At 40.5% G+C, this 23,035-nt stretch carries 20 protein-coding genes; 5 read left to right on the top strand and 15 right to left on the bottom strand.

Going from position 1 to position 23,035, the window contains the following annotated elements; genetic code table 11:
• Positions 1-127: 127 nt before the first annotated feature.
• The 3 genes from iorA to VB077_RS13080 all read right to left on the bottom strand — a co-directional run bounded on the left by iorA (position 128) and on the right by VB077_RS13080 (position 5,156).
• Positions 128-1,921 (bottom strand): indolepyruvate ferredoxin oxidoreductase subunit alpha, encoded by a 1,794-nt coding sequence (iorA, locus tag VB077_RS13070; RefSeq protein WP_323415691.1) that lies wholly within the window; start codon positions 1,919-1,921, stop codon positions 128-130.
• Between the two features lie 14 nt (positions 1,922-1,935).
• Positions 1,936-2,838 (bottom strand): bifunctional enoyl-CoA hydratase/phosphate acetyltransferase, encoded by a 903-nt coding sequence (locus VB077_RS13075; protein ID WP_323415692.1) that lies wholly within the window; start codon positions 2,836-2,838, stop codon positions 1,936-1,938.
• 446 nt (positions 2,839-3,284) lie between these two features.
• Complete coding sequence (locus VB077_RS13080) at positions 3,285-5,156, bottom strand: sigma 54-interacting transcriptional regulator (RefSeq protein ID WP_323415693.1); 1,872 nt, start codon at positions 5,154-5,156, stop codon at positions 3,285-3,287.
• Positions 5,157-5,327: 171 nt separating this feature from the next.
• Between VB077_RS13080 and VB077_RS13085 the strand changes: the two genes are divergently transcribed.
• Positions 5,328-5,894 (top strand): hypothetical protein, encoded by a 567-nt coding sequence (locus VB077_RS13085; protein ID WP_323415694.1) that lies wholly within the window; start codon positions 5,328-5,330, stop codon positions 5,892-5,894.
• A 108-nt stretch (positions 5,895-6,002) separates the two neighbouring features.
• On the opposite strand, the gene VB077_RS13090 is transcribed toward VB077_RS13085, so the two are convergent.
• The 3 genes from VB077_RS13090 to VB077_RS13100 all read right to left on the bottom strand — a co-directional run bounded on the left by VB077_RS13090 (position 6,003) and on the right by VB077_RS13100 (position 8,641).
• Positions 6,003-6,419 carry a hypothetical protein gene (locus tag VB077_RS13090; protein ID WP_323415695.1) on the bottom strand — a complete coding sequence of 139 codons (417 nt, stop codon included), beginning with the start codon at positions 6,417-6,419 and terminating at the stop codon, positions 6,003-6,005.
• Positions 6,420-6,643: 224 nt separating this feature from the next.
• Complete coding sequence (gene speD / locus VB077_RS13095; protein WP_323415696.1) at positions 6,644-7,477, bottom strand: adenosylmethionine decarboxylase; 834 nt, start codon at positions 7,475-7,477, stop codon at positions 6,644-6,646.
• Between the two features lie 138 nt (positions 7,478-7,615).
• Positions 7,616-8,641, bottom strand: coding sequence for a low specificity L-threonine aldolase (locus VB077_RS13100; RefSeq protein ID WP_323415697.1), 1,026 nt, complete (start codon positions 8,639-8,641; stop codon positions 7,616-7,618).
• Positions 8,642-8,828: 187 nt separating this feature from the next.
• Here VB077_RS13100 and VB077_RS13105 point away from each other — a divergent pair, with 187 nt between their 5' ends.
• A complete protein-coding gene (locus VB077_RS13105; RefSeq protein WP_323415698.1) occupies positions 8,829-10,121 on the top strand; it encodes an SEC-C metal-binding domain-containing protein in 1,293 nt (430 codons plus the stop codon).
• A 28-nt stretch (positions 10,122-10,149) separates the two neighbouring features.
• Here VB077_RS13105 and adhE read toward each other — a convergent pair whose 3' ends face one another.
• The 8 genes from adhE to VB077_RS13145 all read right to left on the bottom strand — a co-directional run bounded on the left by adhE (position 10,150) and on the right by VB077_RS13145 (position 19,592).
• A complete protein-coding gene (adhE, locus tag VB077_RS13110) occupies positions 10,150-12,735 on the bottom strand; it encodes a bifunctional acetaldehyde-CoA/alcohol dehydrogenase (RefSeq protein WP_323415699.1) in 2,586 nt (861 codons plus the stop codon).
• A 75-nt stretch (positions 12,736-12,810) separates the two neighbouring features.
• On the bottom strand, positions 12,811-13,152 hold the full coding sequence (locus tag VB077_RS13115; protein WP_323415700.1) for a hypothetical protein: 342 nt from the start codon (positions 13,150-13,152) through the stop codon (positions 12,811-12,813).
• 252 nt (positions 13,153-13,404) lie between these two features.
• A complete protein-coding gene (locus VB077_RS13120; RefSeq protein ID WP_323415701.1) occupies positions 13,405-13,572 on the bottom strand; it encodes a BC1881 family protein in 168 nt (55 codons plus the stop codon).
• Between the two features lie 56 nt (positions 13,573-13,628).
• Positions 13,629-15,755 (bottom strand): ATP-dependent helicase, encoded by a 2,127-nt coding sequence (locus VB077_RS13125; RefSeq protein ID WP_323415702.1) that lies wholly within the window; start codon positions 15,753-15,755, stop codon positions 13,629-13,631.
• 444 nt (positions 15,756-16,199) lie between these two features.
• Complete coding sequence (locus VB077_RS13130; protein WP_323415703.1) at positions 16,200-18,260, bottom strand: M56 family metallopeptidase; 2,061 nt, start codon at positions 18,258-18,260, stop codon at positions 16,200-16,202.
• 1 nt (position 18,261) lies between these two features.
• On the bottom strand, positions 18,262-18,639 hold the full coding sequence (locus VB077_RS13135) for a BlaI/MecI/CopY family transcriptional regulator (protein WP_323415704.1): 378 nt from the start codon (positions 18,637-18,639) through the stop codon (positions 18,262-18,264).
• A gap of 160 nt (positions 18,640-18,799) precedes the next feature.
• Entirely contained in the window at positions 18,800-19,207 is a 408-nt protein-coding gene (locus VB077_RS13140; RefSeq protein WP_323415705.1) for a hypothetical protein, read from the bottom strand.
• Positions 19,208-19,259: 52 nt separating this feature from the next.
• The gene (locus VB077_RS13145; protein WP_323415706.1) at positions 19,260-19,592 is read right to left on the bottom strand and encodes a CGGC domain-containing protein; all 333 of its coding nucleotides are present in this window, start codon (positions 19,590-19,592) and stop codon (positions 19,260-19,262) included.
• A 152-nt stretch (positions 19,593-19,744) separates the two neighbouring features.
• On the opposite strand from VB077_RS13145, the gene VB077_RS13150 reads away from it, so the two are divergent.
• A complete protein-coding gene (locus VB077_RS13150) occupies positions 19,745-20,440 on the top strand; it encodes a class I SAM-dependent methyltransferase (RefSeq protein ID WP_323415707.1) in 696 nt (231 codons plus the stop codon).
• A 42-nt stretch (positions 20,441-20,482) separates the two neighbouring features.
• Here VB077_RS13150 and VB077_RS13155 read toward each other — a convergent pair whose 3' ends face one another.
• The gene (locus VB077_RS13155; protein ID WP_323415708.1) at positions 20,483-20,725 is read right to left on the bottom strand and encodes a hypothetical protein; all 243 of its coding nucleotides are present in this window, start codon (positions 20,723-20,725) and stop codon (positions 20,483-20,485) included.
• A gap of 187 nt (positions 20,726-20,912) precedes the next feature.
• On the opposite strand from VB077_RS13155, the gene VB077_RS13160 reads away from it, so the two are divergent.
• Positions 20,913-21,716 (top strand): hypothetical protein, encoded by an 804-nt coding sequence (locus VB077_RS13160; protein ID WP_323415709.1) that lies wholly within the window; start codon positions 20,913-20,915, stop codon positions 21,714-21,716.
• Between the two features lie 12 nt (positions 21,717-21,728).
• On the top strand, positions 21,729-23,033 hold the full coding sequence (locus tag VB077_RS13165; RefSeq protein WP_323415710.1) for an ATP-binding protein: 1,305 nt from the start codon (positions 21,729-21,731) through the stop codon (positions 23,031-23,033).
• Positions 23,034-23,035: the final 2 nt, after the last annotated feature.

Below are 23,035 nucleotides of genomic sequence, written 5' to 3' on the forward strand. Positions count from 1 at the left end.
CTTGGCTAGAACCCAAGGTTATCACATTCGCGCAGCCTCTTAATTTCTTGCAAATCTAGATTTTTAAGTCATCAACCGATGGCTTGCTTTGCTGTGCTCACTTGATTTTGCTGGTACCCCTAACTGATTATTTCAGACTTGCTTCCACCTTTCCAATCGCTTTAACCGGACATACTTGAAGACAAACTTCACAACCTACGCATGAATTGGGATCAATACTTGCTCTTTTTTTGTTTTTGTCAAAGGAAATGGCCGGACAGCCTGGCTTAATGCATGATCTGCATCCCACACACTTATCAGGGTTAACCACGCATTTCGTTTTAAAAACATTTTCAAACTCAAGCTTATCTTGTTTCGTCAATTTCTTCAAAACGCATGGCCATCTTGTAATAATTACCGAAGATTCATCAAGGCTCATTGCCCAATCCAGAGCATCATTTACAGCCTTTAGATCATTTGGATTAATAACTCTGACGTTTTTAACACCGCATACCTTAACCAAGGCTTCAATATCAATTTCTACGGTTTCTTTTCCTTGTAATGTATATCCTGACCCTGGGTTTTGCTGATGTCCCGTCATGCCGGTAATCCGATTATCCAAAATGACGTTAATGGAGTTACTTCCGTTGTAAGTTACACCGAGGAGCGAATTGATTCCGGTATGAAAGAATGTTGAATCCCCGATTACGGAAACAACTCTCATCTTATTGTTTTCCTTCATACTAAACATTTGCTGAGCGCCATGACCCACACTGATACTTGAACCCATACAGATATTCTGATCCATGGCATTATAGGGTTCGGAACACCCTAAGGAATAACATCCTATATCACCGGATATCATCACATTTTTTCTCTTGCTGATCTCATAGAAGAAACCCCTGTGCGGACAACCTGCACAAAATGAGGGGGGTCTTGAAATGATTTTACTTTGGTCAAACTCAATCGTTGGATTAGCTTGGCCAAAAACGGCTTTTCGAATGACTTCCGGGAGCATTTCGCCATAGGCTGGGAATAAATCTTTACCCAAACAATTAAACCCAAGCATTTTAACCTTTTCTTCAATATAGGGGTCATTCTCTTCTATCACATAGATCTTTTCTACTTTACTGCCGAATTCTTTAATCTTTTCTTCGGGAAGCGGGTTGGTAAACCCTAATTTTAAATAAGATACAGAATCCCCGAAGACTTCTTTAGCGTAGGTATAGCAACCTCCTGAGGCAATTACCCCTACCTTTGTATCGTTCCATTCTAGCCGATTCCATTCGCTTTGATTTGAGAAATCGAGAAGTTTTTTCATTCTCTCTTCAACTTTGACCCTATTCTTTCTGGCATAAGCGGGCACAGTAACATATTTCGGCATGTTTCTTGTATATTCTTTAAAGCCGACTTCTGTTCTCTCGCCACACTTAACAATACCTTTGGAATGACATACCCTTGTTGTCATTCTGACCATGACGGGGGTATCATACGCTTCACTTAGATCAAAGGCGGCTTTGACCATATCTTTAGCTTCTTGACTATCCGCTGGTTCAAGCATGGGGATCTTTGCAGCTTTAGCATAATTACGATTATCTTGTTCGTTTTGGGAGGAATGCTGTCCCGGTTCATCAGCGGAAATGAGAACCATTCCGCCATTGATACCTGTATAGGAGATGGTAAAGAGTGGGTCGGCTGCTACATTCACTCCAACATGCTTCATTGAGGCAATGGATCTTGCTCCTGCCATTGAAGCCCCAAAAACGGCTTCCAAAGCAACCTTTTCATTAGGTCCCCACTCCGCCAAAATTTCGTCTTTATAAAGGGCTAAATTTTCAAGAATCTCGGTACTGGGTGTTCCCGGATAAGCGGAAGCATATTTAACCCCTGCTTCATAGGCCCCACGAGCAATTGCTTCATTTCCTGTCAATAATTTCTTCATGGTTTATCTCCTTTTTAGTTATTTTGAGCTACTAAAGCTGCTAAAGCTAAGGAATACAGTTTTGACTCTGCCGGATCTGCACGAGAAACCAGGACAATCGGATTTGTCGCTCCCAAAATAACCCCTGCATTTTTCGCTTTCGCATATTTCATAAGAGTTTTAGCCACTAAATTTCCGGATTCTACCGTAGGGAAAATAAAAAGATCAACATCTCCGGCAATTTTACTTTGAATCCCTTTATGTTGGGCAGATTCACTGCTCGCCGCAACATCCATAGACATTGGGCCTTCAAGCTCACACCCGGGCAATTCACCGTTTTGGGCCATAGCAACTAAAGCCGCAGCATCTACGGTAGCTTGCATTTTGGGATTAACTTGTTCGTTAGCTGCGAGTACGGCAACATTAGGTTTCTTAATTCCTAACGATTTCATGGCCATAAGTGAGTTGATGAGGATTTCTTTTTTTTGCTGGAGATCAGGTGCGATATTCATTCCCCCATCAGAATGAAAGGCCAGTTTTTTTACTCCCGGGATTTCAAAAGCTGCAAAATGATTGAGAATTCGTCCGCTGCGCAGTCCCTTATCCGGGTTTAATACGGCTCGTAAAAAGTTGCTCGTATTGATCAGGCCTTTCATAAGGATCTGCGCCTCTCCATCGTGCACCAGTTCTACGGCCCGAAGCGCTGCCTGATCCGGGTCAGGGACATCAATAACACGCGTATTTTCAGAAAGTCCGACTTCACTCATCATTGGTCGAATCAGTTGTTCGTCACCAACAAGTATCGCTTTGGCCAAACCTGTTTCCTCAGCCATCTTGACGGCCTCAAGTACACCTGACTCTTGGGCTACAGCTACGCTGATAGTTACTTGGTCCAATCTTTTTGCGGCATAAAAAAGTTCATCAAAACTTTGTAACAAATTGCTTCCTCCTTCTGTTCAGCCCAGAATTACCTTTGTTAACTTTAATACGCAATAACTGTGCCAAAAGCAACAATAAAAGAGGCTGTTGCAAAACCTATGGTCGTGTAGTTTCGCGCATATCCGTTCACTTTTGCGCTCTGGGACTGGTTCACTTCGCCTTCGTAGCAGCTCCGCCAAACCTCTGGGCAATACATGTTGTGAACCACTGGCTGCGCTACGCTACGAAAGCGTTGTTCACCTGCACGTCCCTCCGCGAATCGTTCACTTCTATGCGCTGAACTACGCTTTTGGGTCCTTTGCAATAGTCCATAATTTTGTGCACAGTACAAAAAAGGGGCTGTTTTCAACAGCCCCCGGTACAAGGAAATATGAAGTTACCTCACTATTTGTCTAAAATATTAAACATCAAGTTTACTTTTTTAGACGTCATTATCGGTTTGGTTTTACTTTTCCTTCGATTGTTTATTTGTTTTGTTCCATAACGAAGCTCGACTGATCCCTAATAATTTGGCAATTTCATTTTTAGTCAAGCCTTCCTGGGCAAGCATGTCAATGACCTTTTCCTCAACATATCGATCGATTTCCTTCAGATCGATAATTCCATCCTTCAATTCCGCATTATTTCGAGGGAGTTTGTGATCTAATTCAAGTTCGCCAAATAGAACATATCTTTGAGCATTATTCCGCAATTCCCGAACATTACCCGGCCAAGGATAGGCTTTAAGCCTTTCTTCAAGTTCATGGTTTATCGACAAGCTTGATGATTCCGTTAATGTTGAAAGATAGTGCTTAAAAATCGGAACAATATCTAATTTTCTTTTTCTAAGCGGTGGAACATTGAGTTCCAGAATGCTTAACCGGTAGAATAAGTCGCTTCTAAAGCTTCCTTCTTCAATCTTCATTTCTAATCTTTCGTTAGCCGCAGAAATTATTCGAACATCCAAAGGAATGATATAATCAGAACCTATTCTCATAACTTCCTTTTCTTCTAAAACGCGTAGAAGTTTAGTTTGAAGAGCAGGTGATACACTATTGATCTCATCCAAGAATACAGTCCCCCCGTGAGCAAGTTCAAATAATCCCGGTTTGCCCCCTTTTCTCGCCCCGGTAAATGCCCCTTCTTCATAGCCAAAGAGTTCGCTTTCAAGTAAGCTCTCCGTTAATGCAGCACAATTGATGGCCACAAAGGGATCATTTTTTCTTGAACTGATATTATGAATGCTTTGGGCAATCATTTCTTTCCCGGTTCCGCTTTCCCCATAGATCATAACGGTACCGTCTGTTAAGCCTATCTTGATCGCCTTTGACACGGTATCTTTCATAACAGGATCGTAGGCAATAATATCCTCAAAGTGATACTTCGCGGTAAGCCCTTTTTTATTGAGTTCATAACGAATCTTCTTCTCTAAGCTTTGAAGTTTCGTAATATCTTGAAATGAACAAAGAGCCCCCAGCACATGTCCGTCCACTTCCAGCAAAGAGGTATTTGCGGCAATAACAATACGTTTTAAGTTGATAATTTCGTTTGTTCTAGATAATTTAGCCTTTAAAACGTTGGCCATAAAGCCGAGTTCAGGTAAAACCTCTGCCAAATTCCTGCCTATTAAATCTTGCCTGTCTCTTTTGAGCGTTTCCCTTGCTCTTTCATTATAGAGGATAATATTACTTTCCCGATCAATCGCCACTACCGCATCATGAACTCCATCCAACGTCTTGGTCAGCATTTCATTTTGATACTTTTGTTCATAAAGGCTATCGATGAGAGCCCGCGCAGACATCACGATTTCAATAATCGATTCGTTGCTGGCACTGATCGGAACATACTTCAGACCGAGTTCCTGAGCAAAACCGCAAGGGATACCTCCCCCCACAATGACAACATCTAATGGGCTCGAAGCATACTTTACAACTCTGCCCTCAATGGCCTCCAACGAATCGAATTTTTCGATAATGACTCTGGCATTGATCATGTCCTTCCAGTCTTCGTAATTGAAATACTCTAAATCGGAGATAACAAGGACTAAATCCTTCCCGAATTTACTCGCTGTCTTGAGGGCATATAAAATATCCAGAGTGTTTATTTTAAACTGAATTACAGGAACATCAACTTTGCCAAGGGTATGACGATAACCGCCGCTTCTGGCAATAATCGCCTTGGCCCCCTTTTTCTCTAAAAGCCGGCCTTGTTCTTCGATCCTTTCAGAATCCAAGATATCAATGATTATTTTCCCCTGTTTTACATCTTCAGGGAATAATTCCTCGATATTCTGCTTAAGATCGTTATTGTTGGCGATAATTCCTATAATTTTGTCCATTTAATTTCTCCAGTTATCATTAGTTATTACATGAACAACATTACCATAGAGCTGTTGCCCAATGCAACGACCCCCACCCGATATATAATTGTACAATTCAACCAAGCTTCAAAATACTAAATTAATCATAGGCTATATAAAGTTTGCTATGAGCCGAAAGAAGGCGATAAAATGGATAAACAAAGCTTTGCCGATAAACTTTTCGGAGCCATAAAAGAATATATGGATGAGACCGTTAATAATAGCCGCGATCCAGTTGACAGCGAAACAGCCGTATTAATAGATAGTATAGAAATTGAACAGATTATAATGGCTTTAGCCATGGATTTCGCTAAAGCTTTAAACGATCGGGATTTTGAACACTTAGACGGTAGAGCTGAGTATCATCTTTATACGGTGGATCACCTCGTAGAGCTTATCAAGAACAATGACGAACAAAACACCACCAATCTGTTTAACGAAAATCGGATTAAGTCAAAGTACGAAGATTGTGAGTTTCTTACCATCACTTTTAGTGAAGATAAGGAACGGGCCGAAGTTATTTATAACGTAAGGACTTGTATTATCAGTGCCGAGGATAAATATTTCAAATCTTTAAACAAAAAAAACGATAAGAAACATCGGATTAGTGCCGGAACTTCCTTTACCAATTGTTATACCCTTATCATAAAAATGGATAAGGGAACATGGAAAATCGATAAATTTGAGTCCTCTGAGGAATATATAAAGAAAACTTAGATGGCGCTAAGCCTCAGGCGCAAGCGGCAGGTTAGTTGCACTTAGAGTTTATCTGCCCAAAACTTATACTTTCCGTTAGTAAAAAAGTGGACGCGAATTCTTAGCTTCCTAATAAACAGGAATAGAACTTGGTGATTCTTGCACCCTTCTATAATCTCCAACTAAAGCAATTATTCCACCCATAAGAGAAATCCATGTACCGATAGTAACGTAGGTAATAGGAACGAGAGTCCCTTGCCCAGGTTTATTCCGCAAAACCTCTTGGGTACGCTGAATCAGACGAAGCGTAGTTGTACCGGCTGCCACGAAACCCGCAATAACGAAAAAGAGACGCCCAATAAGAACAGTGACGTCGGGATTTATATTTGAATTAACTTGGACACGTCTGAAATACGAAGACAGTAAAATATCTTTTGCAGCGGATGAGGCAACAATAAAAAGTATCAGTCCAATAATTGCCGTAACTGATCCAATGATCTCCAAACTCAATAAAGTTAAGGTTATTTGGTCATCTTGATTGAACACGATTTATCACCCTAAACATTATTTATTATAGAATATGCTTATCCTTGCCTTTCGGACATACTTCTGAGATGGGAAAAAAGAAAACCCTCCGCAACAAGAATCAAATCTATTGCGGAGGGTTTCTTTATACGTATCAGAGTATATAAGTTTTTATCGGTTGATAGTATAAGTGCAACCAGCGGCTTTGCCTTCGCTTAAGGCTCGGCGAAGCCGGGTTTTCTATATTAGAGCTTAGATATATTTTGTCCATAGAAAATCTCTGTCATTTCCTTTTTAAGAAGCTGCTTGATCCTTCGTTTCTCGGAAAAAGACAGTTCCTTTTTCGCTGTTCCAAAAAGATAATTATCCAAGTCAAAATCTTTAAGCAGCATTTTTGTATGGAAAATCTTCTCCTGATAGACATTAACATCGATCATTTGATAAAGATCGCGTGTTTTGGGATTGATATAGTTTTGAATAGAGTTAATCTTATGATCGATAAAATATTTTCTGCCGTTCATATCGCGAGTAAAGCCCCGAACCCGATAGTCAACGGTTACAATATCCGAACAGAAGCTTGACATCAGATAATTTAGCGCCTTCAAGGGCGAAATTTGTCCGCATGTAGAAACATCGATATCAGCACGAAAGGTGCTTATCCCGCCATGGGGATGGCTTTCCGGATAGGTATGGACCGTAATATGGCTTTTATCCAAATGGGCTACAACTGCTTCAGGAAGGGGCTGCCCTTTTTTCGCCATCATTGGGTCAAAGGGATCATCATCGGGCGGTTTGTCCGGATGGCATTCTTCTTCGGCAATCAACATGGTTACACTTGCCCCTTGGGGATCGTAATCCTGTTTGGCAATATTGAGTATATTGGCCCCAATGATTCGAACCACTTCGGTTAAAATGTTGGTTAGTCTTTCTGCATTATATTCCTCATCAATGTATTTAATATAAGCATCACGATGCTCCGGCGTCTTTGCATAGCAAATATCATACATGTTAAAGCTCAACGTCTTCGTTAAATTATTGAACCCATAGAGTTTTAGTTTCTTAAATGGTTTGACCTCCATTGTACTCCTCCATATAGCCCTAAAGCCTAAATCTAAATTTTATGCTTTAATTTGTTAATCGATCACAACTATTATAACTCAGTTTTATTAAAAGTGTATTATTTTGTCATAATGCGGAGGAGGGGAAGGGTGAAAAGGTTACATCGCCTTTCTCATATCCTCAAGGAATTCGTAGACCCTGTCCTCTTTCGTCGCCCACGAGGTTACTAAGCGAATGACCGAGTGTTCTGAGTCTACTTTTTCCCAAATACTAAAGAAATATTTTGTTTCAAGTGCATTGATTAGGGTATTCGGAAAGATGGGGAAGATTTGATTGGAGGGTGAATGGATTAAAAACTTAAAGCCTGCCCTGCTTATGCCCTCACTGAGAATATGAGCCGTTCTATTGGCATTGCCGGCTAGTTCAAAGTAGAGATCATCTCGGAAAAGCTCAAGAAACTGGATGCCGAGAAGACGTCCTTTGGCAAGGAGCGCCCCTTTTTGTTTTAGATGATAGCGGAAATCCTCCTTTAGTGCATCCTGACAGATCACTAACGCTTCACCAAGCAGGGCTCCGTTTTTGGTTCCACCTATATAAAACGCATCAACAAGTGACGGCAAATCGGCAAGAATCAGATCATTTTCCTCAGAGCACAATGCCGAACCCAAGCGGGCGCCATCCATAAATAAAATCAGCTTGTTTTCCTTGCAAAAGGCGCTAAGCTGTTCGAGCTCTTGCTTATGATAAATCGTCCCGATTTCAGTAGAGTTCGAAATATAAACGAGTTTTGGTTTTACCATATGTTCATCAGAATGGGTTTTCAAAATAGCTTTCAGGTTTTCCGGTTTCAGTTTCCCATCGTTAACTTCAACAGCGATGACCTTATGTCCGGTTGCCTCAATGGCTCCGGTCTCATGGACGTTGATATGTCCTGTGTTTGCAGCAATCGCAGCTTCATGGGGCCTTAGAAAAGCCGAAATGGCGATCATATTCGTTTGGGTTCCGCCGGAAATGAAATGAATATCCACATCATTTCTTCCGAGTCTTTCTTTGAGCAGCTTGATCGCCTCACCACAGTAGCGATCTTCCCCATATCCTTCATCTTGGACAAGATTCGTTTCCATCAACGCATTTAATATCCTGGGGTGTGCCCCTTCACTGTAATCATTTCTAAAACTGTACATCATTAAACCTCCATTTTACTGTTATCAATAACGATATCGTAAATTTAGAATGATTTCAATACTTCAACATTCTCTTTCCTTCGTTATTTCGATGTTTTCTTCCTTCCTTTGCGAAAACCTGTTTATTGCCAACGTTAATAAAGATATAATAGATATGAGTTTATGGACAAGGGGGATTGACCCTAGCATGGATAAGGATGATTTTAACCTTCTTAATGATGTTTTCAAGAAAATGAAACAAGAACAAGCCCAATATCAACTTCGAAAAGCGAAAAGGGTTTGGCAGAGCATATCCTTCCCGATTACCTTTTCCGAGATTTTAGAACGATTGACCAAAGACGATTTAACGCATATTTGCAGGCATTATGAATTGAGAAAGCTTAGCACGCTGCGAAAGAAAGATTTAATCGCTGAACTGGTAAAAATTCTACCCAAAAAAGTTCACGAAGAAATGATATCTTTGGATGAAGACAGATATACCCTTCTAAAACATTTTATTAAGCATAACGAACCTACTGTCATCAAAGCCGAAGAGTTTGAACTTGAGGAAGTAGAGTACTGGCAAGCAACAGGTCTCATTTTTCCCGGAACTTGGAAGGATACAAAAATACTATTAATGCCGATGGAAATTTTCAACGCTTTTAAACAGCTTGATCAAGAAAAACTTCAAAAAATAAGTCAACGAAATACCGAATGGATTTTGTTGACTCAAGGAATGCTTTTTTATTACGGAGCTTTGAGTTATCATCAAATTCTTAAGCAGATTAAGGATTTATTGGGAGCAGAACCGGATTATTTCGATCTTTTTCATGTCCTCCTGAGGGCTAAAGACTATTACGAATTATTGCAAATGAACCGGTATGGAACTTGGGCTTACTGTGAAGTTACGGATATTGAAAACGTCCGGAAGGAGCATCAAGCACGTCCGGACGTTGAGTATCAAAAATTCAGCAAGAGTAAACTTTTAAAAGCAGGCCAACCTGATTACCGAGATGAAAATTTCGCTTTTCGTCGGTTCACTGAATTTTTATTAAATGCGTATAACATGACTGAGGATAAAGCAAAAGACATTACTGAAGAATGTCAAACGATTATCAAACAGGATATCAGAGTAAATAAAGTTATTGAGTTTTTACAGACTCGGCTCGAGTTTCCCTCCTTTGAATTTGTACAGGAATTAACGGAACACGTTGTTGATTTATCTAACCATACGCGCCAATGGATTCTCAAAGGCCATACTCCGGATGAACTTTTTGAAGTTGAAAAGGAATTCTTAAAACCACTGCCTGCTTTGCCTTATCAACCCCCTCATTCGCTTACCGCTCCTTTTGCTCTTCCCCCGGAAGAAGTTAAAGCGATGCAACAGACGGAAACAAAGAGCAATATCATTGACATGAAAACTCGCAAAAAAGTTGGCCGCAATGATCCGTGTCCTTGTGGCAGCGGCAAAAAATTTAAGCATTGCTGCGGTAGAAATTGATACATAGGTTATGAAGTCACCCCACGGATCAATAGGCTTTTCTATACAGTCCTTCCAGCTCGGAGATCAGCGGCATTCTTGGGTTCGCCGTGGTCGTCTGATCCTGGAAGGCTTTTTCCGCTAAATCCTTAACCTTCGATTCAAAGTGTTGCCTATCTACCCCTGCGGCGGACAGAGAAAGCGGAAGGTTCAGCTCCTGAATGAGCCCTTTTATGGCCTCAATGAGTTTATCGACTCCTTCCTCAACTGACCTATGCGTCAAGCCGAGTGACAAGGCGATATCGGCGTATTTCTCATGAGCCTTGAAATGTTCATAATTCGGGAAGGTTGCAATTTTGCGGGGAACCTCACTGTTATACTTGATGACGTGGGGTAGCATGATCCCATTGGCCCGACCGTGCGGAATGTGAAATTCGCCGCCTAATTTATGGGCCAGGCTGTGATTGACTCCCAAAAAAGCATTTGTAAAGGCCATGCCGGCGATGCAGGAAGCATTATGCATTTTAGCCCGCGCTTCTTTGTCATCACCCTGTTGATAGGCCCGCGGCAAATATTTAAAGACGAGCTGAATCGCTTTTAAGGCCAGCGCATCGGTGTAATCCGAAGCCATGATGGATACATAAGCCTCCAGAGCATGTGTTAAAACATCAATACCCGTATCAGCGGTCACCGTTTTTGGCACGCTTAAGGTAAATTCCGGATCGATAATCGCCACATCCGGTGTCAGCTCGTAATCGGCAATAGGATATTTGATTCCGCGTTCGCGATCCGTAATTACCGTAAATGACGTGACCTCCGAACCTGTGCCTGAAGTTGTCGGGATCGCAACCAGCTTGGCTTTTTGACCGAGCCTCGGCATTTTGTAAATCCGTTTGCGGATATCCATGAACTTATAGGTCAGCGCTTCAAAGTCTATATCCGGAAATTCATAGAACATCCACATCGCTTTGGCCGCATCAATCGGAGAACCTCCGCCCAAAGCAATAATCACATCCGGCTGGAAGATCTTTAACGTCGCAAGGCCCCGCTTAACCGTATCCAAGGAAGGGTCCGGTTCGACGTCGGCAAAGATTTCACTGTGAACGTATTTTTCGCGTTTACGCAGGTAATAAAGAACCTTATCAACATAACCGGATTCCAGCATCACCTTGTCTGTGACAATTAATGCCCGGCTGATATTCGGCATCTTGGCTAAATATTGAATAGCGCCATATTCAAAGTAAATTCGTTCGGGAATCTTAAACCATTGCATATTTTCCTTGCGTTTCGCAATCCTTTTTTTATTGAGGAGATTCACCGCGGTTACATTCGAGGTGGTGGAATTTTGCCCGAAGGAGCCGCAGCCCAGTGTCAATGAAGGAATGTTCGTATTATATAAGTCACCGATTGCCCCGTGCGTGGACGGTGAATTGACGATAAGCCGCCCCGTTTTGATGACATTGGCAAATTCCTCGATCACTTCTTCATTTTCCGAATGAATACAGGCCGAATGACCCAGACCCCCAAAGCGCACCATCTGGTCTGCCCGGGCAATGCCCTCCTTCGAATCTTGAACCCGGTATAACGCTAAAATCGGGCTGAGTTTTTCTCGGGAAAGCGGATATCGCTCCCCGACTCCCCCCATCTCGGCAACTAAAATCTTCGTGTTCTCCGGGACTTTAATATTCGCCATCCGGGCAATGTCGTATGCGGTTCTGCCGACGATTTCGGCGCTGATCCCGCCTGTTTCCGGATTGACCGCGACTTTCTCCAGTTTTTTGATTTCTTCATCGGCCAAGAAATAACACTTCAAATCTTTCATATAACTGATCACTTCATCGGCAATCTCTTGATCGATAATCACGCCCTGCTCGGAAGCGCAGATCATTCCGTTGTCAAAGGTTTTCGACATAATGAGATCTGTGACCGCCCGCTTAATATTGGCGCTTTTCTCAATATAGCAGGGAACGTTGCCCGGTCCGACTCCCAAAGCCGGCTTACCGGCTGAGTAGGCGGCACGGACAAGGCCGGAACCGCCCGTAGCGAGGATCAGAGAGATTCCCTTGTGATCCATCAGCTCCCGCGTGGCTTCAATGGACGGCTCGGGAATCCATTGAATGCAATGCTCCGGGGCTCCCATACTGATGGCGGCATCCCGCAGGATACGAGCTGATTCAACGCTGCACCTTTGTGAAGCGGGATGAAAGGCAAAGATAATCGGGTTTCGGGTTTTCGCGGCGATAATCGCTTTAAACAAAGTGGTTGAAGTCGGGTTCGTCACCGGAGTCACGCCGGCGATAATCCCCACCGGTTCGGCAATCTCGGCATATCCTTCATAATCGTTTTCTTCCACAATGCCCACGGTTTTTTCGTACTTGATGCTGTGATAAATATATTCTGTGGCAAAGATATTTTTAATAACCTTATCCTCAACGACTCCGCGTTTTGTTTCCTCGACCGCCAGCTTCGCAAGATACAGTTGATTTTCTAAACCCGCCAGGGACATTTCTTTGACGATTTGATCCACCTGTTCCTGATTCATTCCCATGTATTGTTCCAATGCCTTTTGAGCATTCTTTATCAGGTTATCCACCGTACTTTTCAATTCGGGCGAAATTTCAAGATCATGGGCCATTTGGCTTCCCCCTCGTTCGTTAAATACGAAACCATCTTCAACCTATTTTGGATTAGGCCGAGGGGATTTATACATTTATTGATTATGATAATATTCATCCAGTTTTTTCTTCTTATTGGCATACTCCTCATCGGTGAAAAATTCGATTTCTTTCAACTCGTTAAGAAGCTTTAAATACTTCTCATACTTCACTTTTTCTTTATTATTAACGCTATTGTTATGGTATAGTTCAATGATCTCTTCAAGTTCCATATCCGTTAAGACCTCAATATCCCGCAGCTTAACTAATCCGTCGTCATCTTTATCATTTTCTAAATCTGTTGATTTCGGTATCAATGGATTTATCGCTAACCTTACCGCTGCATAAATGATGACGAAATATAAGAAAGACAGAATTACATAAAGGAACAAAATCATTTTTTAACCTCCTATTTCAAATGGATTCCATGGTAATTTCTAACTTCTTATCCTTGTTCTTTCAACACATTTCTCCGATAATCCTTCTGTATTGGCGAATACTTCATGCAAAAAGCTAAACGCTAAACCGCTAAACGCCCCCACCGTAAAATTAGGGCTTACCGTCTGCATCGAACCTAGTATAAAAATAAAAGGGCAGAGTCTAGATTTCAATAAAGTAAAGTGAAATCCGCTCTGCCCTTCTAAAGGGAACTAATCAGTAATAACCAATAAAACTGCCGGACCATAATCATCAACTATTGTGCACCTATTAATAATTTGATATTTAACATCCGGGGCGACACTAAAATTTTTAACCTTTGCTCTGGTTACAAGTTCGTCAATTAATTGCTGAGTCGTAAAATTCTTTAAATCATTCATATTAAATTTTCTCCAATATCTAATTTTTGATTTAAGTATACCCTATCCAAAGCATTCTAGTCCGTCCAGATCAATTTTTGTTTTTCACAGAAGTCTTTCATGAAAGAACGCTGTGAACCGTCTTGAAAACGGATCTTAATCACATTCCCCTCTTCGTAAGTTATGACTCCTTTACCAAAGGTCTTGTGGAAGATAACTAACCCTGCGACAAGATCGCTCGAAAGGCTTACAGCTTCTTTTTCATAGATTTTCTGCGGAGATTTACCTTCCATAACAAGCGCTGTCTCACGGACAAAACGAGATCCTTTGACCCGTTTATTATGATAATAATCCGTTGTACATAGAGTTACCCGTTTTTTAGCCCGCGTCATTCCAACATAGAATAGACGCCTTTCCTCCTCCAAGAGATCTTTCACTCCATCTTTTTCGGCCTTGATCGCCTCCTGTTCAGGAATGATGCCTTCGACAAGGTCCACAAGATAAACGTTTTCCCATTCTAATCCCTTGGCCGAATGGATCGTTGTAAGGGTAACGGCATTGCTGTTTTTATTTTTATAAGAAGTCTTCATCTGTTCTTCAAGGTCGCTTAAGTGATTGGCAAAACCCACAATTGTTCGTTCATTTCGTGCAATCGCGATTAAAATCTCCAGAAGGCCTTCAATATATTCTACCGAGAAACCGAATGCCTCACAAATTCGCTTAACCGCTTGATCATACCCTAAATCGGATCGGATATAGCAGATAGCCTTTGCAGGAGGAAGTGTATTCAACACTTTAAACTTTTTCTTAAGCTCTAGATACTCACTTTTCCGTTTTGACGTAACCTCAGGCAGCTCGGACAGGATTTCAAAAAGGGAACGATCGATCGGGATTTGTTTGAGATAAGCAAGCTGTTCCTTTTTGATATAGCAGGGAAGTTTTGACCAAATTCGCTCCAAAACAGGTAAACTCTTATCACTGAACGAAAACCGCAAAAAATTGAGTATATCATTAACCGCCCAGTGTGAGAAAAAATTCAGTTTTCCGGCCTCTCTCATATAAAAGGGAAGCTGAGCCCGTGTAAATTGTTCTGCGAAATAGACACTAGAAAGATTATTTCGGTAAAGAATAGCCGTTTGTGATAAATCTTTCTCGCGACTTAACCCCCGGATAATAAACTCACCTTGTTCTTTTAAATCTTTGAAGTGTCCAAATTGAACGACGTCTCCCGGAGGATTCTTCGTGAACATTTCTTTATCAAAACGCAGCTTATTCGATCGGATAAACTTACAGGCGACATCAACAATTTGCGGAGTCGAGCGGAAATTTTGTTCCATTCGGAGAATTTTTGCCCCCGGATACGTTTGTTCAAAATCCAGTAAATACTTTGGTTCCGCCGCCCTAAACCCAAAAATACTTTGGTCATCATCACCGACAACAAATAGATTGCTTTTCGGTTTAACAACGATTTCAATGATTTTATGCTGGAGAAGAGAAGTGTCTTGGCTTTCATCCGTAAGTAGGGTGACAAATCGCTGACGATAAACCTTAAGACGCTCTGGGTTTTCGGTTAACTCCTGAAATGCGATCGAAAGCATATCATCATAATCAATGAGGCGCGGCTGACTGGACCTTTTATATTCCTCGTAGTCCTGAAAAATCAAGGAAAAGTTTTTAATCTGGATATTTTTAAACTCATCCGGCTTTTGCAACGTATTTTTCACATAGCAAAGGGTATTCTGCAATTCTTCAAGCTGCTCCTCGGTAGGCGTTGATGCGTTGTACTTCTCATAGATTCGACGAAGTACCCCGGTCTTGCTTTCAGCCCCGGTTTTTTCCTCAATTAATTCAAACCGAACTCCTCTTTGATGAAAAGCAGATCGAACCACCTCAAACGCGAAACTGTGTATCGTTGAAAATTGAACTTCACCCTGAATTTTGCTGCCAAAGTAATGATTGAAACGCTCACGCATTTCCTTGGCGGCAGCCCGACTGAACGTTAGACAAAGAATTGTTTGAGGATCGACCCTTTTCACAAGGATTAAATAGGCTAAGCGTACGGTAAGAACGGTCGTCTTGCCTGCACCCGGAACAGCTAAAAGCAAAAGAGGCCCCTGGCCATGGACGACAGCCCTCTTTTGCTGCTCTGTTAAATGCAACCCTATCGCTTTGATCTCTTCAAAAAATTCCTTTTCGTCTAACAACTTGAATCTCCAACCTTAATTTGTGATTGCCTTGATATAATTTCTGCATTTATCCGATGACTAACCGCCACTAGGACTCCCACTTCTTAAGTGGAAGATAAGTGGCGCTAAGTCCCTGGATAAGTCAACTAAACTTCAGATGGAGTCAAAACTCTACCTGAAGTAAGTTTCCTTTATCTCCAGGCTTTCTATTTATTAGACACGAACCCTCATCTATCTTACCCCCAGTGCACAGGATGGGAAAGCATCTCTGATCTATGGTTTCACCTTTTCTATCATCATAATACACATTTCTTTAAATACGAAATAATTGTAAGCAATTCTTTTAAGTCTTTAGCTATAATGCAACCCCGAAAAGCATATAGCCTATCGGGGTCAGTTAAAAACTAAGTTTTATATATGATTTCAAATTATAGAGTTATAGCGAGAAAAGGCTTTAACGTTTTAATAGCTTTGCAAAATTGAAGTCACTACTTTTTCTACCTCTGATTCCTGTAACTCCGGTGCAAAAATTGTAAATTGTATACCATCTTTAATACCAAATTGTGCCGCTGGCAAATTTTTATTTAGGTTTTTTCGCAGTTTAACTTCAGTTCCGTTAATTTGTTTTGTGTCAAAATCCGATGGTTTTAACTCTAAAGCCATCTCTTTAAATGGCAGCTTACCTTTGCTCATCTGCACATTTAAAAACGGAGTGGAATCTCCAGTTGTATAGGATAGAGAAAATATTTCATACTTTTCATTTTCTCTAATTTGTATGTTAGAAGACTCCTGCTCAAAGCCATATCCCTGTGGAACGGCAATACCTTCAGGTTTCAGAGTCTTAAAACTTAACCCATTCGAAGCAGTTTGCCCTATTTTCTGAATAATGATGTCTGTAGGAGGATTATCTACTGAAGTATTAATACTCGCAGCAATTTTCTTTAACTCTTCTTGGGAAATGCTTCCCTCCGAAAAACCGGAAACAATATACTCCACATTATCCTTTGTAAATTGTATAGATGAATGACTAGAATTTTTATACTCAATAACTGTCAAAGTTGCTGGCAAATCGATGATTTGAATTGGAGTTTTTGTTTCTTTAACAAAACTAGATTGATGAATAGTTTGAAACATCTCGCCGGGTTTTGCTTCCTCTATTGTAAATGCGGTAGCGGCGCCTTTGCCGTATGCGGCTAGGTAAGTATTAGTATTTTTGCCTGTAGTAGAATTTGGGTTACTTGCGATTTGCGAGTATGTAAGCTCATATCCTGCAGTATAACTTGGAAGTGAAGGTATAAAAGAAAGATATTTTTTATAATCAAAACTTCCATCCGGTAAAGAAGAAAATTGTTCAGACTCGGGTATCTGCTGACTGAGAGCGGCATTTGTATCTTCGGCCGTAGCCTCAAGCGCATCGGACGGGTCAGCCTTGGCGTTTGTCATGGTAACAAATGTCAAGACAACTGCAACTCCAACAACGAATAACGCCCACCGTAAAGGTATTTTACGAAAGTCTTTAATCATCGTGATCCTCCTCCTGATTTGCGAACTTGAACCAGATAAACTTGCCAAGCTGATAATTCGTGGTAGTCTCGTGTTCCTTTCTGCTATTTTGATGAGTGTATAGGCATACTCTTTTGCATAATCCGCGCCAATCTTTTCAAGTGTTATAGCATCACAAGCGATTTCTTGGTCTTCCCGCAATTTATAAAATGAGTACCAAAGCAGCGGATTGAACCAATGGATGATCAGTAATCCCTGGGTTAACCAATTCACCGCCATGTCTTTACGTTTAAAGTGAAGCAGCTCATGCACAAAAACGTAATCCAACTGCTCTTCATTAAATTCCTTTAGAGTACCCATAGGCAGCAAAACCTTTGGACGGAATACGCCATAAAGTGATGGACTGGTAATTGCCCCAGTTTGAGCCAAAGGTATCTTAGCTTTGATATTCAGCTTATTTTTGGCCTCTTCAAAAGCCTTAAGCAGCTTCATATCGGTCACTAATCGGCCCTGAATCCTGTTACTAAATCTTAAATTGATCAACCCCGCCGCGATTATAAAAACGGCAATACCCATTAACCAAAGGAAAAACAACAGTTTATGTATAAACGGGGAGGCGGCAATAGGATTAACTGATTTATTATTATTGATTATGCTATCCGAATTCTGATCTCCGGCAACTGGATCAAATGGGTCAGATGGAAAGCCCGCTTTTTCCGAAGATAATCCAGTACTCTCTATCGCCGAATCCGAATCTGCTCTTGCATTTTCACTGATGGAACTGTTTTGCTGCGTCTTCAAATGAGAGAAGTTATATAGACTAAAGGAAGTTTGAGGTGTCCATGGCAATAGTAGACTGACAATCACGATCGACCATAATAGATAATGCAAACGTGGACTGATTTTATTCCTAAGGACAAATTTCACCATTAATAAGAAAATGATTAAAATGCTTACCTTGCCAGAAGTCTGCCAAACCCAATCAAAAAGGTGCATATAATCTATATGTCCTAATAGCAAGCTACTCCTTCCTTTCCTCGATAAGACGTTTTAACTCCTCAATTTCTTCCGGGGAAAGTTTTTCGTCCTTAAGAAAAGCTGCTAACATTGGTTGGAAAGCCCCCCCAAAAACGCGTTTAACAAAGGACTTCGTTTCAGACTTAATACATTCCGCTTGACTAACCAAAGGATAGTAGAGATAAAATCTACGTTCCTCTTCATAGCCTATAGCTTTTTTCTTAACCAGCCGATTAATTAAAGTTTTTATCGTATTCGGTTTCCAATCTGCAACATCTATCAATGCATCAACAATCTCGTTTGCTGTACAAGGAGAAGATTTTGACCAAACTACCTTCATTACTTCCCACTCTGCCTCTGATATTTTCGGTATCTCAGACATATAGATCCCCCCCGACTTATCAATTACGTCTGTAGTCATTATTACATATGTAATTGATACTGTCAATAAAATTTCCAACCATTGATAGGTTAAAAACCCTAGTGCATAAGAAAAGACGGCTTATGCAATTTTCTTACATCTAGCCGTCTTTATCTTCCTATCATCCAAAGGCGAGATGGGTCAAAACAGAAATCGAAAGAAGTACAGCTATAAGTCGATGCGCTTTGAGCCATGTTTTCCCTTTATTCTTAGCCCTCGTACCATAGTACCCTAGCCCGATCTGAACAAGCATGATCACAGCCGCAATGGCCCCCGTAATGTTTATACCATAAAGGTTCATCTGAACAGCAAAATGCAGCAACAAAAAGATAATTACCGTTAGCCCAAAGTATTTATGATTTTTTACGGTAAATCTCATAACTTTGGTAAACAGTTGATATCCTGCTTCATTTTTCATCAATTGCTTCCGATAGTTGCGATTGATGTATTTTACAACATAATTCAAGAGGGCTAATAGGAATAAAATAAGAACAATATTCCCCAAAAGTCCCCCTATTTCTTTCAGCACTTATATCACCTTTCAAAACCGACTCAATCCATATGGGTCGCCATCCTATTTTTTAATGAGTGTAATCGATGAGTCTAACCGTGTCACCTACCCTTTTGGAAATCGCTTGCTTCATCTGTTCAGCATTAGGGCAAGGAAAACCGATTGGATTTCCCTTAGTAATACATGATGCTAAGACGATTGTATCAGCACCCCGTTTAACCATTTCCGCGGCTCTAGTTACGGCCTTTTTCCCTGGGCAACCGCCACAAGTATTAACCCCAATAACCTCAATATCCTCTGTTATATTTGCAAAGGCAAGTTTCTTTTCTTTCATAACCATAAAATCGGTTGAAGCGGGACACATATCTTCAGTTTGCATGCATCGGATTAGCCCAACCTTCATAAAATAATTCCTCCTCGGCTTTTTAATAAAATTATACCCCTATACCCCTGCTCCGTAAATAAAACTTATAAAATCTGGAATGTTTTTGCAAGAAGGAATTAAAAGCAAAAAGTAGAAAGTTACAAGTAAAATTCTAACGAGGGTGATTGCTAATGAACAAACCACTTTTTGACGACGTTGCTGCACATTATGATTCCTGGTATGATACCGAGCTTGGATCAGTATCTGATCAAGTTGAACGTCACCTGGCCCAGTCCATGTTTAAAGCACCGGGTCCAAAGGTCCTTGAGATCGGATGTGGTACCGGTCAATATACGAGCTGGCTTGTGCAAGAGGGATATGAAGTCACCGCTGTTGATATTTCCTGTGAAATGATGGCTCTGGCCCAAAAGAAAGTAACGGTGATTGAGGAAAACACTTCAAAAGCTCATCGTGTTCACTGGTGGCACGCTGATATTACAGAAATCCTGGATCAGCTTGAAACCTATGATGGGATTATTTCCATGACTGCCTTTGAATTCATACCCGAACCGGAAAAAGTCTTGAAAGGACTTTTTAGTCATTTAAAACCCGGGGGCTGTATGATGATCGGACTTATCGCCGGCAACAGTGCCTGGAGTGAATACTATGAGGAATCATCACGTAACAATCCCGATTCTGTCTTTGCCCGTGCTGCCCTTTATAGCAAAGAGAAAATAGGTTCCTGGCCAATCGGTGTGCCTGTCGAAATCGGAGAATGTCTTTTCTTCCCCCCCAATGTTCAAACAACATCTGAGGCGCTTTCTCTCGAGGAAAAAAGGGAAGGAAATCCCGGGTTTGTGGTAGCGAAGTGGGTAAAGGGATTATAAATAATACATAAAAAACGACCACAATTGTAGTCGTTTTTTAATTTAAATAGCGGTCTTATTTTCAATGGGGGCAAAGCCCTCTATATTTTTGAGATTATCCGGAGCAAACTCAAACGTTCCTGAGGGAATACTCATTACTGTATCATTAGACCCGGTACTAGCTTCAGCTACAACGGCTGATTCCTTGGGTTCCAAAACGGGACTTTCTGATGTTTGTACCGAATTTCCGCATCCTATCAAAAAAAGAGAAACTGCCATTATTACTAAAAGTATTTTCTTATTCATTAAAAACTCCATTTTAAGGGTTTAGTCTACCCTTACCGTTAATACCAAGTTAATAGCGAACTTGTTATTGTATGAGCATTTATAGACCCCTTTTTTATACAGTGGTATAATCATTTCGTTTGGATGATTAACTAAATACGTACATCTAATTATATAACAAAAATATGTTCAGAAGGAAAGTCACATTATGGAAGAATCAAAGCTTATTGAAATGATAAAGAATAACCCGAATGCTATAAAATATATAAATAATCCCACAGACGAGATGAAAATACTCGCGATTCAAAAAAATGGACTAGCCTTAGAGTATATCGATAATCCGACTCGTGAAATGCAAGAATTAGCGATAGAAAATAATGCCCAGGCGATTCAATTTATCAATAACCCTACAGAAAAAATGATGATAAAAGCAATCAATGATGGATGGATTAACTTAGAATATATTAAAAATCCAACCGATAAATTAATTAAACTCGCTATCAATCAAGCAGGATGGGCGATTCAATATGTTCATAATCCAAGCGAGGAACTGCAATTATTAGCGGTAGGGAAAAATTACGATTCGATCAAGTTTATCAAGGAACCTTGCGAAAGTGTACAAGAAGCAGCTGTACAAATCAGTTATGATGCCTTAAGATATGTCAATTCCCCCACCCATAATACCGAGCTTATCGCGATCAAGAATGATGAAAAGGCTATCACGTTTATCAATGATTTAGATAAACATAAAATACTGGAATTTTTGAAAGTCAATATACTCGTCATTAAATATATTGTAAAAGACATCTCCCAAGATGAATTAGAACACGTGTTAGAGGAAACCTTAGCCGATGAAAATGTGGAAGAAAAATATGTCCGAGATTTTCTAAATTGCAGTATTATCGATAAAAACAGCCCCATTATGCCCATCGACAAAATCATGTTTATTTATAAATATGGAAGTAAAAAAGCAAAAAAAATAGCCGTAGATGAAAAGCTGAAGATGATATAGGAGCAAGATGTCATGAATTTTATCGACACATTAAAAAGTGTTAAGTTAGTCCTAGCGACTGAAGAGGTCCCTTTAATCGTTGGTGAAAGCGGAATAGGAAAAACAGCTTTAGCCAAGGAAATTGCGGAAGATTATCATTGGAGTTTAATTGTAATTAATGGGAATCTCCTTAAAGAAGGTGAAATAGGGGGTCTTCCCACTGTAGAATCTTATGCCGGGGTTAATGATAAAGGAGATAAGGTTGAAAAGAAAACTACAGTATATGCCATTCATCATAAGCTCAGGGAAATTGATGAAGAAATATCTACAGGAAAAACAGTTCTTTTATTTATAGACGAGATCAATCGTTGTGAACATACCGTCCAACAGGAACTTATGAATTTAATCTTAAATCGAGAAATCAACGGATATCATTTACCTAAAGGGGTAAAAATCTTAGCCGCTATGAATCCTTCCAGTAAATATGGATCGGATTTTGATTACCAAGTTGTCGATATGGATGCAGCGCAAGAAAATCGATTTGTATGGCTATATATGGAGCCTGATGCTAACCAGTGGTTGGATTGGGCAATAGAGGCCGGTATTGAGCCAAAGGTAATCGAGTTTATCTCGACCTTCCCCGATTATTTGCATAAGATTAACGAAGATGATATAAGGGCAACCCCAAGAAGCTATGAGAGAATTTCTAGCAGTTATAAAATTTATAAGGAGAAAAAAGATTCAATACCCCGGTCTGTGTTTTTAAATGTTATAAAAGGAAATGTCGGGAGAGTAATCGCCGAAGAGTTTGTTAGCTTTGTTGAATCTGATTATAGTCCGCTCATATCTTATGAAGATGTTTTTTCAGGCAGTTCTCTTCATGAATCTCTCTGCGAAAGAATAAAAAACGAAAGCCATACAAGACTTTACCTCTCCGCCAAGAATATTCTCAAAACCTTAGAAGCAAATATGAAATATCATCATCATGATTCTGATTCCTTCTTTATACCAACAGAAAGCACAAATTATTCTGCAGATGGCATAAGTGCAACCAGCGACTTCCGTCCTTCCTACGATGAATGTGCTTTAGTGCGGCAGGATAAGGCGACTAAGGCTATCGCTTTGGCGCCAGCCAAGTCTTCTTTATCCCTAAGGCTCAGCGAAAGCCGGGTTTTCTTTATAGACAGACTGATTGAGTTTTTAAACCTATATCCTGTGGATTTAAAGGTAGGAATTATGAAAGATATCAAAAATAGTTATCCCGAAATATATAAACATGCCATAGAAAATGAAGCTTTTGTTGAGTCCTATTTTGAATCTTATCGTTTAATCAGGTGATA

The sequence above is a fragment of the Desulfitobacterium sp. genome, assembly GCF_034927245.1.
Lineage (GTDB): Bacteria > Bacillota > Desulfitobacteriia > Desulfitobacteriales > Desulfitobacteriaceae > Desulfitobacterium_A.

Bases quoted from the DNA above. Each gene is read 5' to 3' on its own strand.
- VB077_RS13085 (WP_323415694.1), top strand. From the start codon at position 5,328: ATGGATAAACAAAGCTTTGCCGATAAACTTTTCGGAGCCATAAAAGAA.
- VB077_RS13115 (WP_323415700.1), bottom strand. From the start codon at position 13,152: ATGATTTTGTTCCTTTATGTAATTCTGTCTTTCTTATATTTCGTCATC.
- VB077_RS13160 (WP_323415709.1), top strand. From the start codon at position 20,913: ATGGAAGAATCAAAGCTTATTGAAATGATAAAGAATAACCCGAATGCT.
- speD (WP_323415696.1), bottom strand. From the start codon at position 7,477: ATGGAGGTCAAACCATTTAAGAAACTAAAACTCTATGGGTTCAATAAT.
- VB077_RS13105 (WP_323415698.1), top strand. From the start codon at position 8,829: ATGGATAAGGATGATTTTAACCTTCTTAATGATGTTTTCAAGAAAATG.
- VB077_RS13155 (WP_323415708.1), bottom strand. From the start codon at position 20,725: ATGAATAAGAAAATACTTTTAGTAATAATGGCAGTTTCTCTTTTTTTG.
- iorA (WP_323415691.1), bottom strand. From the start codon at position 1,921: ATGAAGAAATTATTGACAGGAAATGAAGCAATTGCTCGTGGGGCCTAT.
- VB077_RS13165 (WP_323415710.1), top strand. From the start codon at position 21,729: ATGAATTTTATCGACACATTAAAAAGTGTTAAGTTAGTCCTAGCGACT.
- VB077_RS13145 (WP_323415706.1), bottom strand. From the start codon at position 19,592: ATGAAGGTTGGGCTAATCCGATGCATGCAAACTGAAGATATGTGTCCC.
- VB077_RS13150 (WP_323415707.1), top strand. From the start codon at position 19,745: ATGAACAAACCACTTTTTGACGACGTTGCTGCACATTATGATTCCTGG.
- VB077_RS13135 (WP_323415704.1), bottom strand. From the start codon at position 18,639: ATGTCTGAGATACCGAAAATATCAGAGGCAGAGTGGGAAGTAATGAAG.
- VB077_RS13100 (WP_323415697.1), bottom strand. From the start codon at position 8,641: ATGTACAGTTTTAGAAATGATTACAGTGAAGGGGCACACCCCAGGATA.
- VB077_RS13080 (WP_323415693.1), bottom strand. From the start codon at position 5,156: ATGGACAAAATTATAGGAATTATCGCCAACAATAACGATCTTAAGCAG.
- VB077_RS13120 (WP_323415701.1), bottom strand. From the start codon at position 13,572: ATGAATGATTTAAAGAATTTTACGACTCAGCAATTAATTGACGAACTT.
- adhE (WP_323415699.1), bottom strand. From the start codon at position 12,735: ATGGCCCATGATCTTGAAATTTCGCCCGAATTGAAAAGTACGGTGGAT.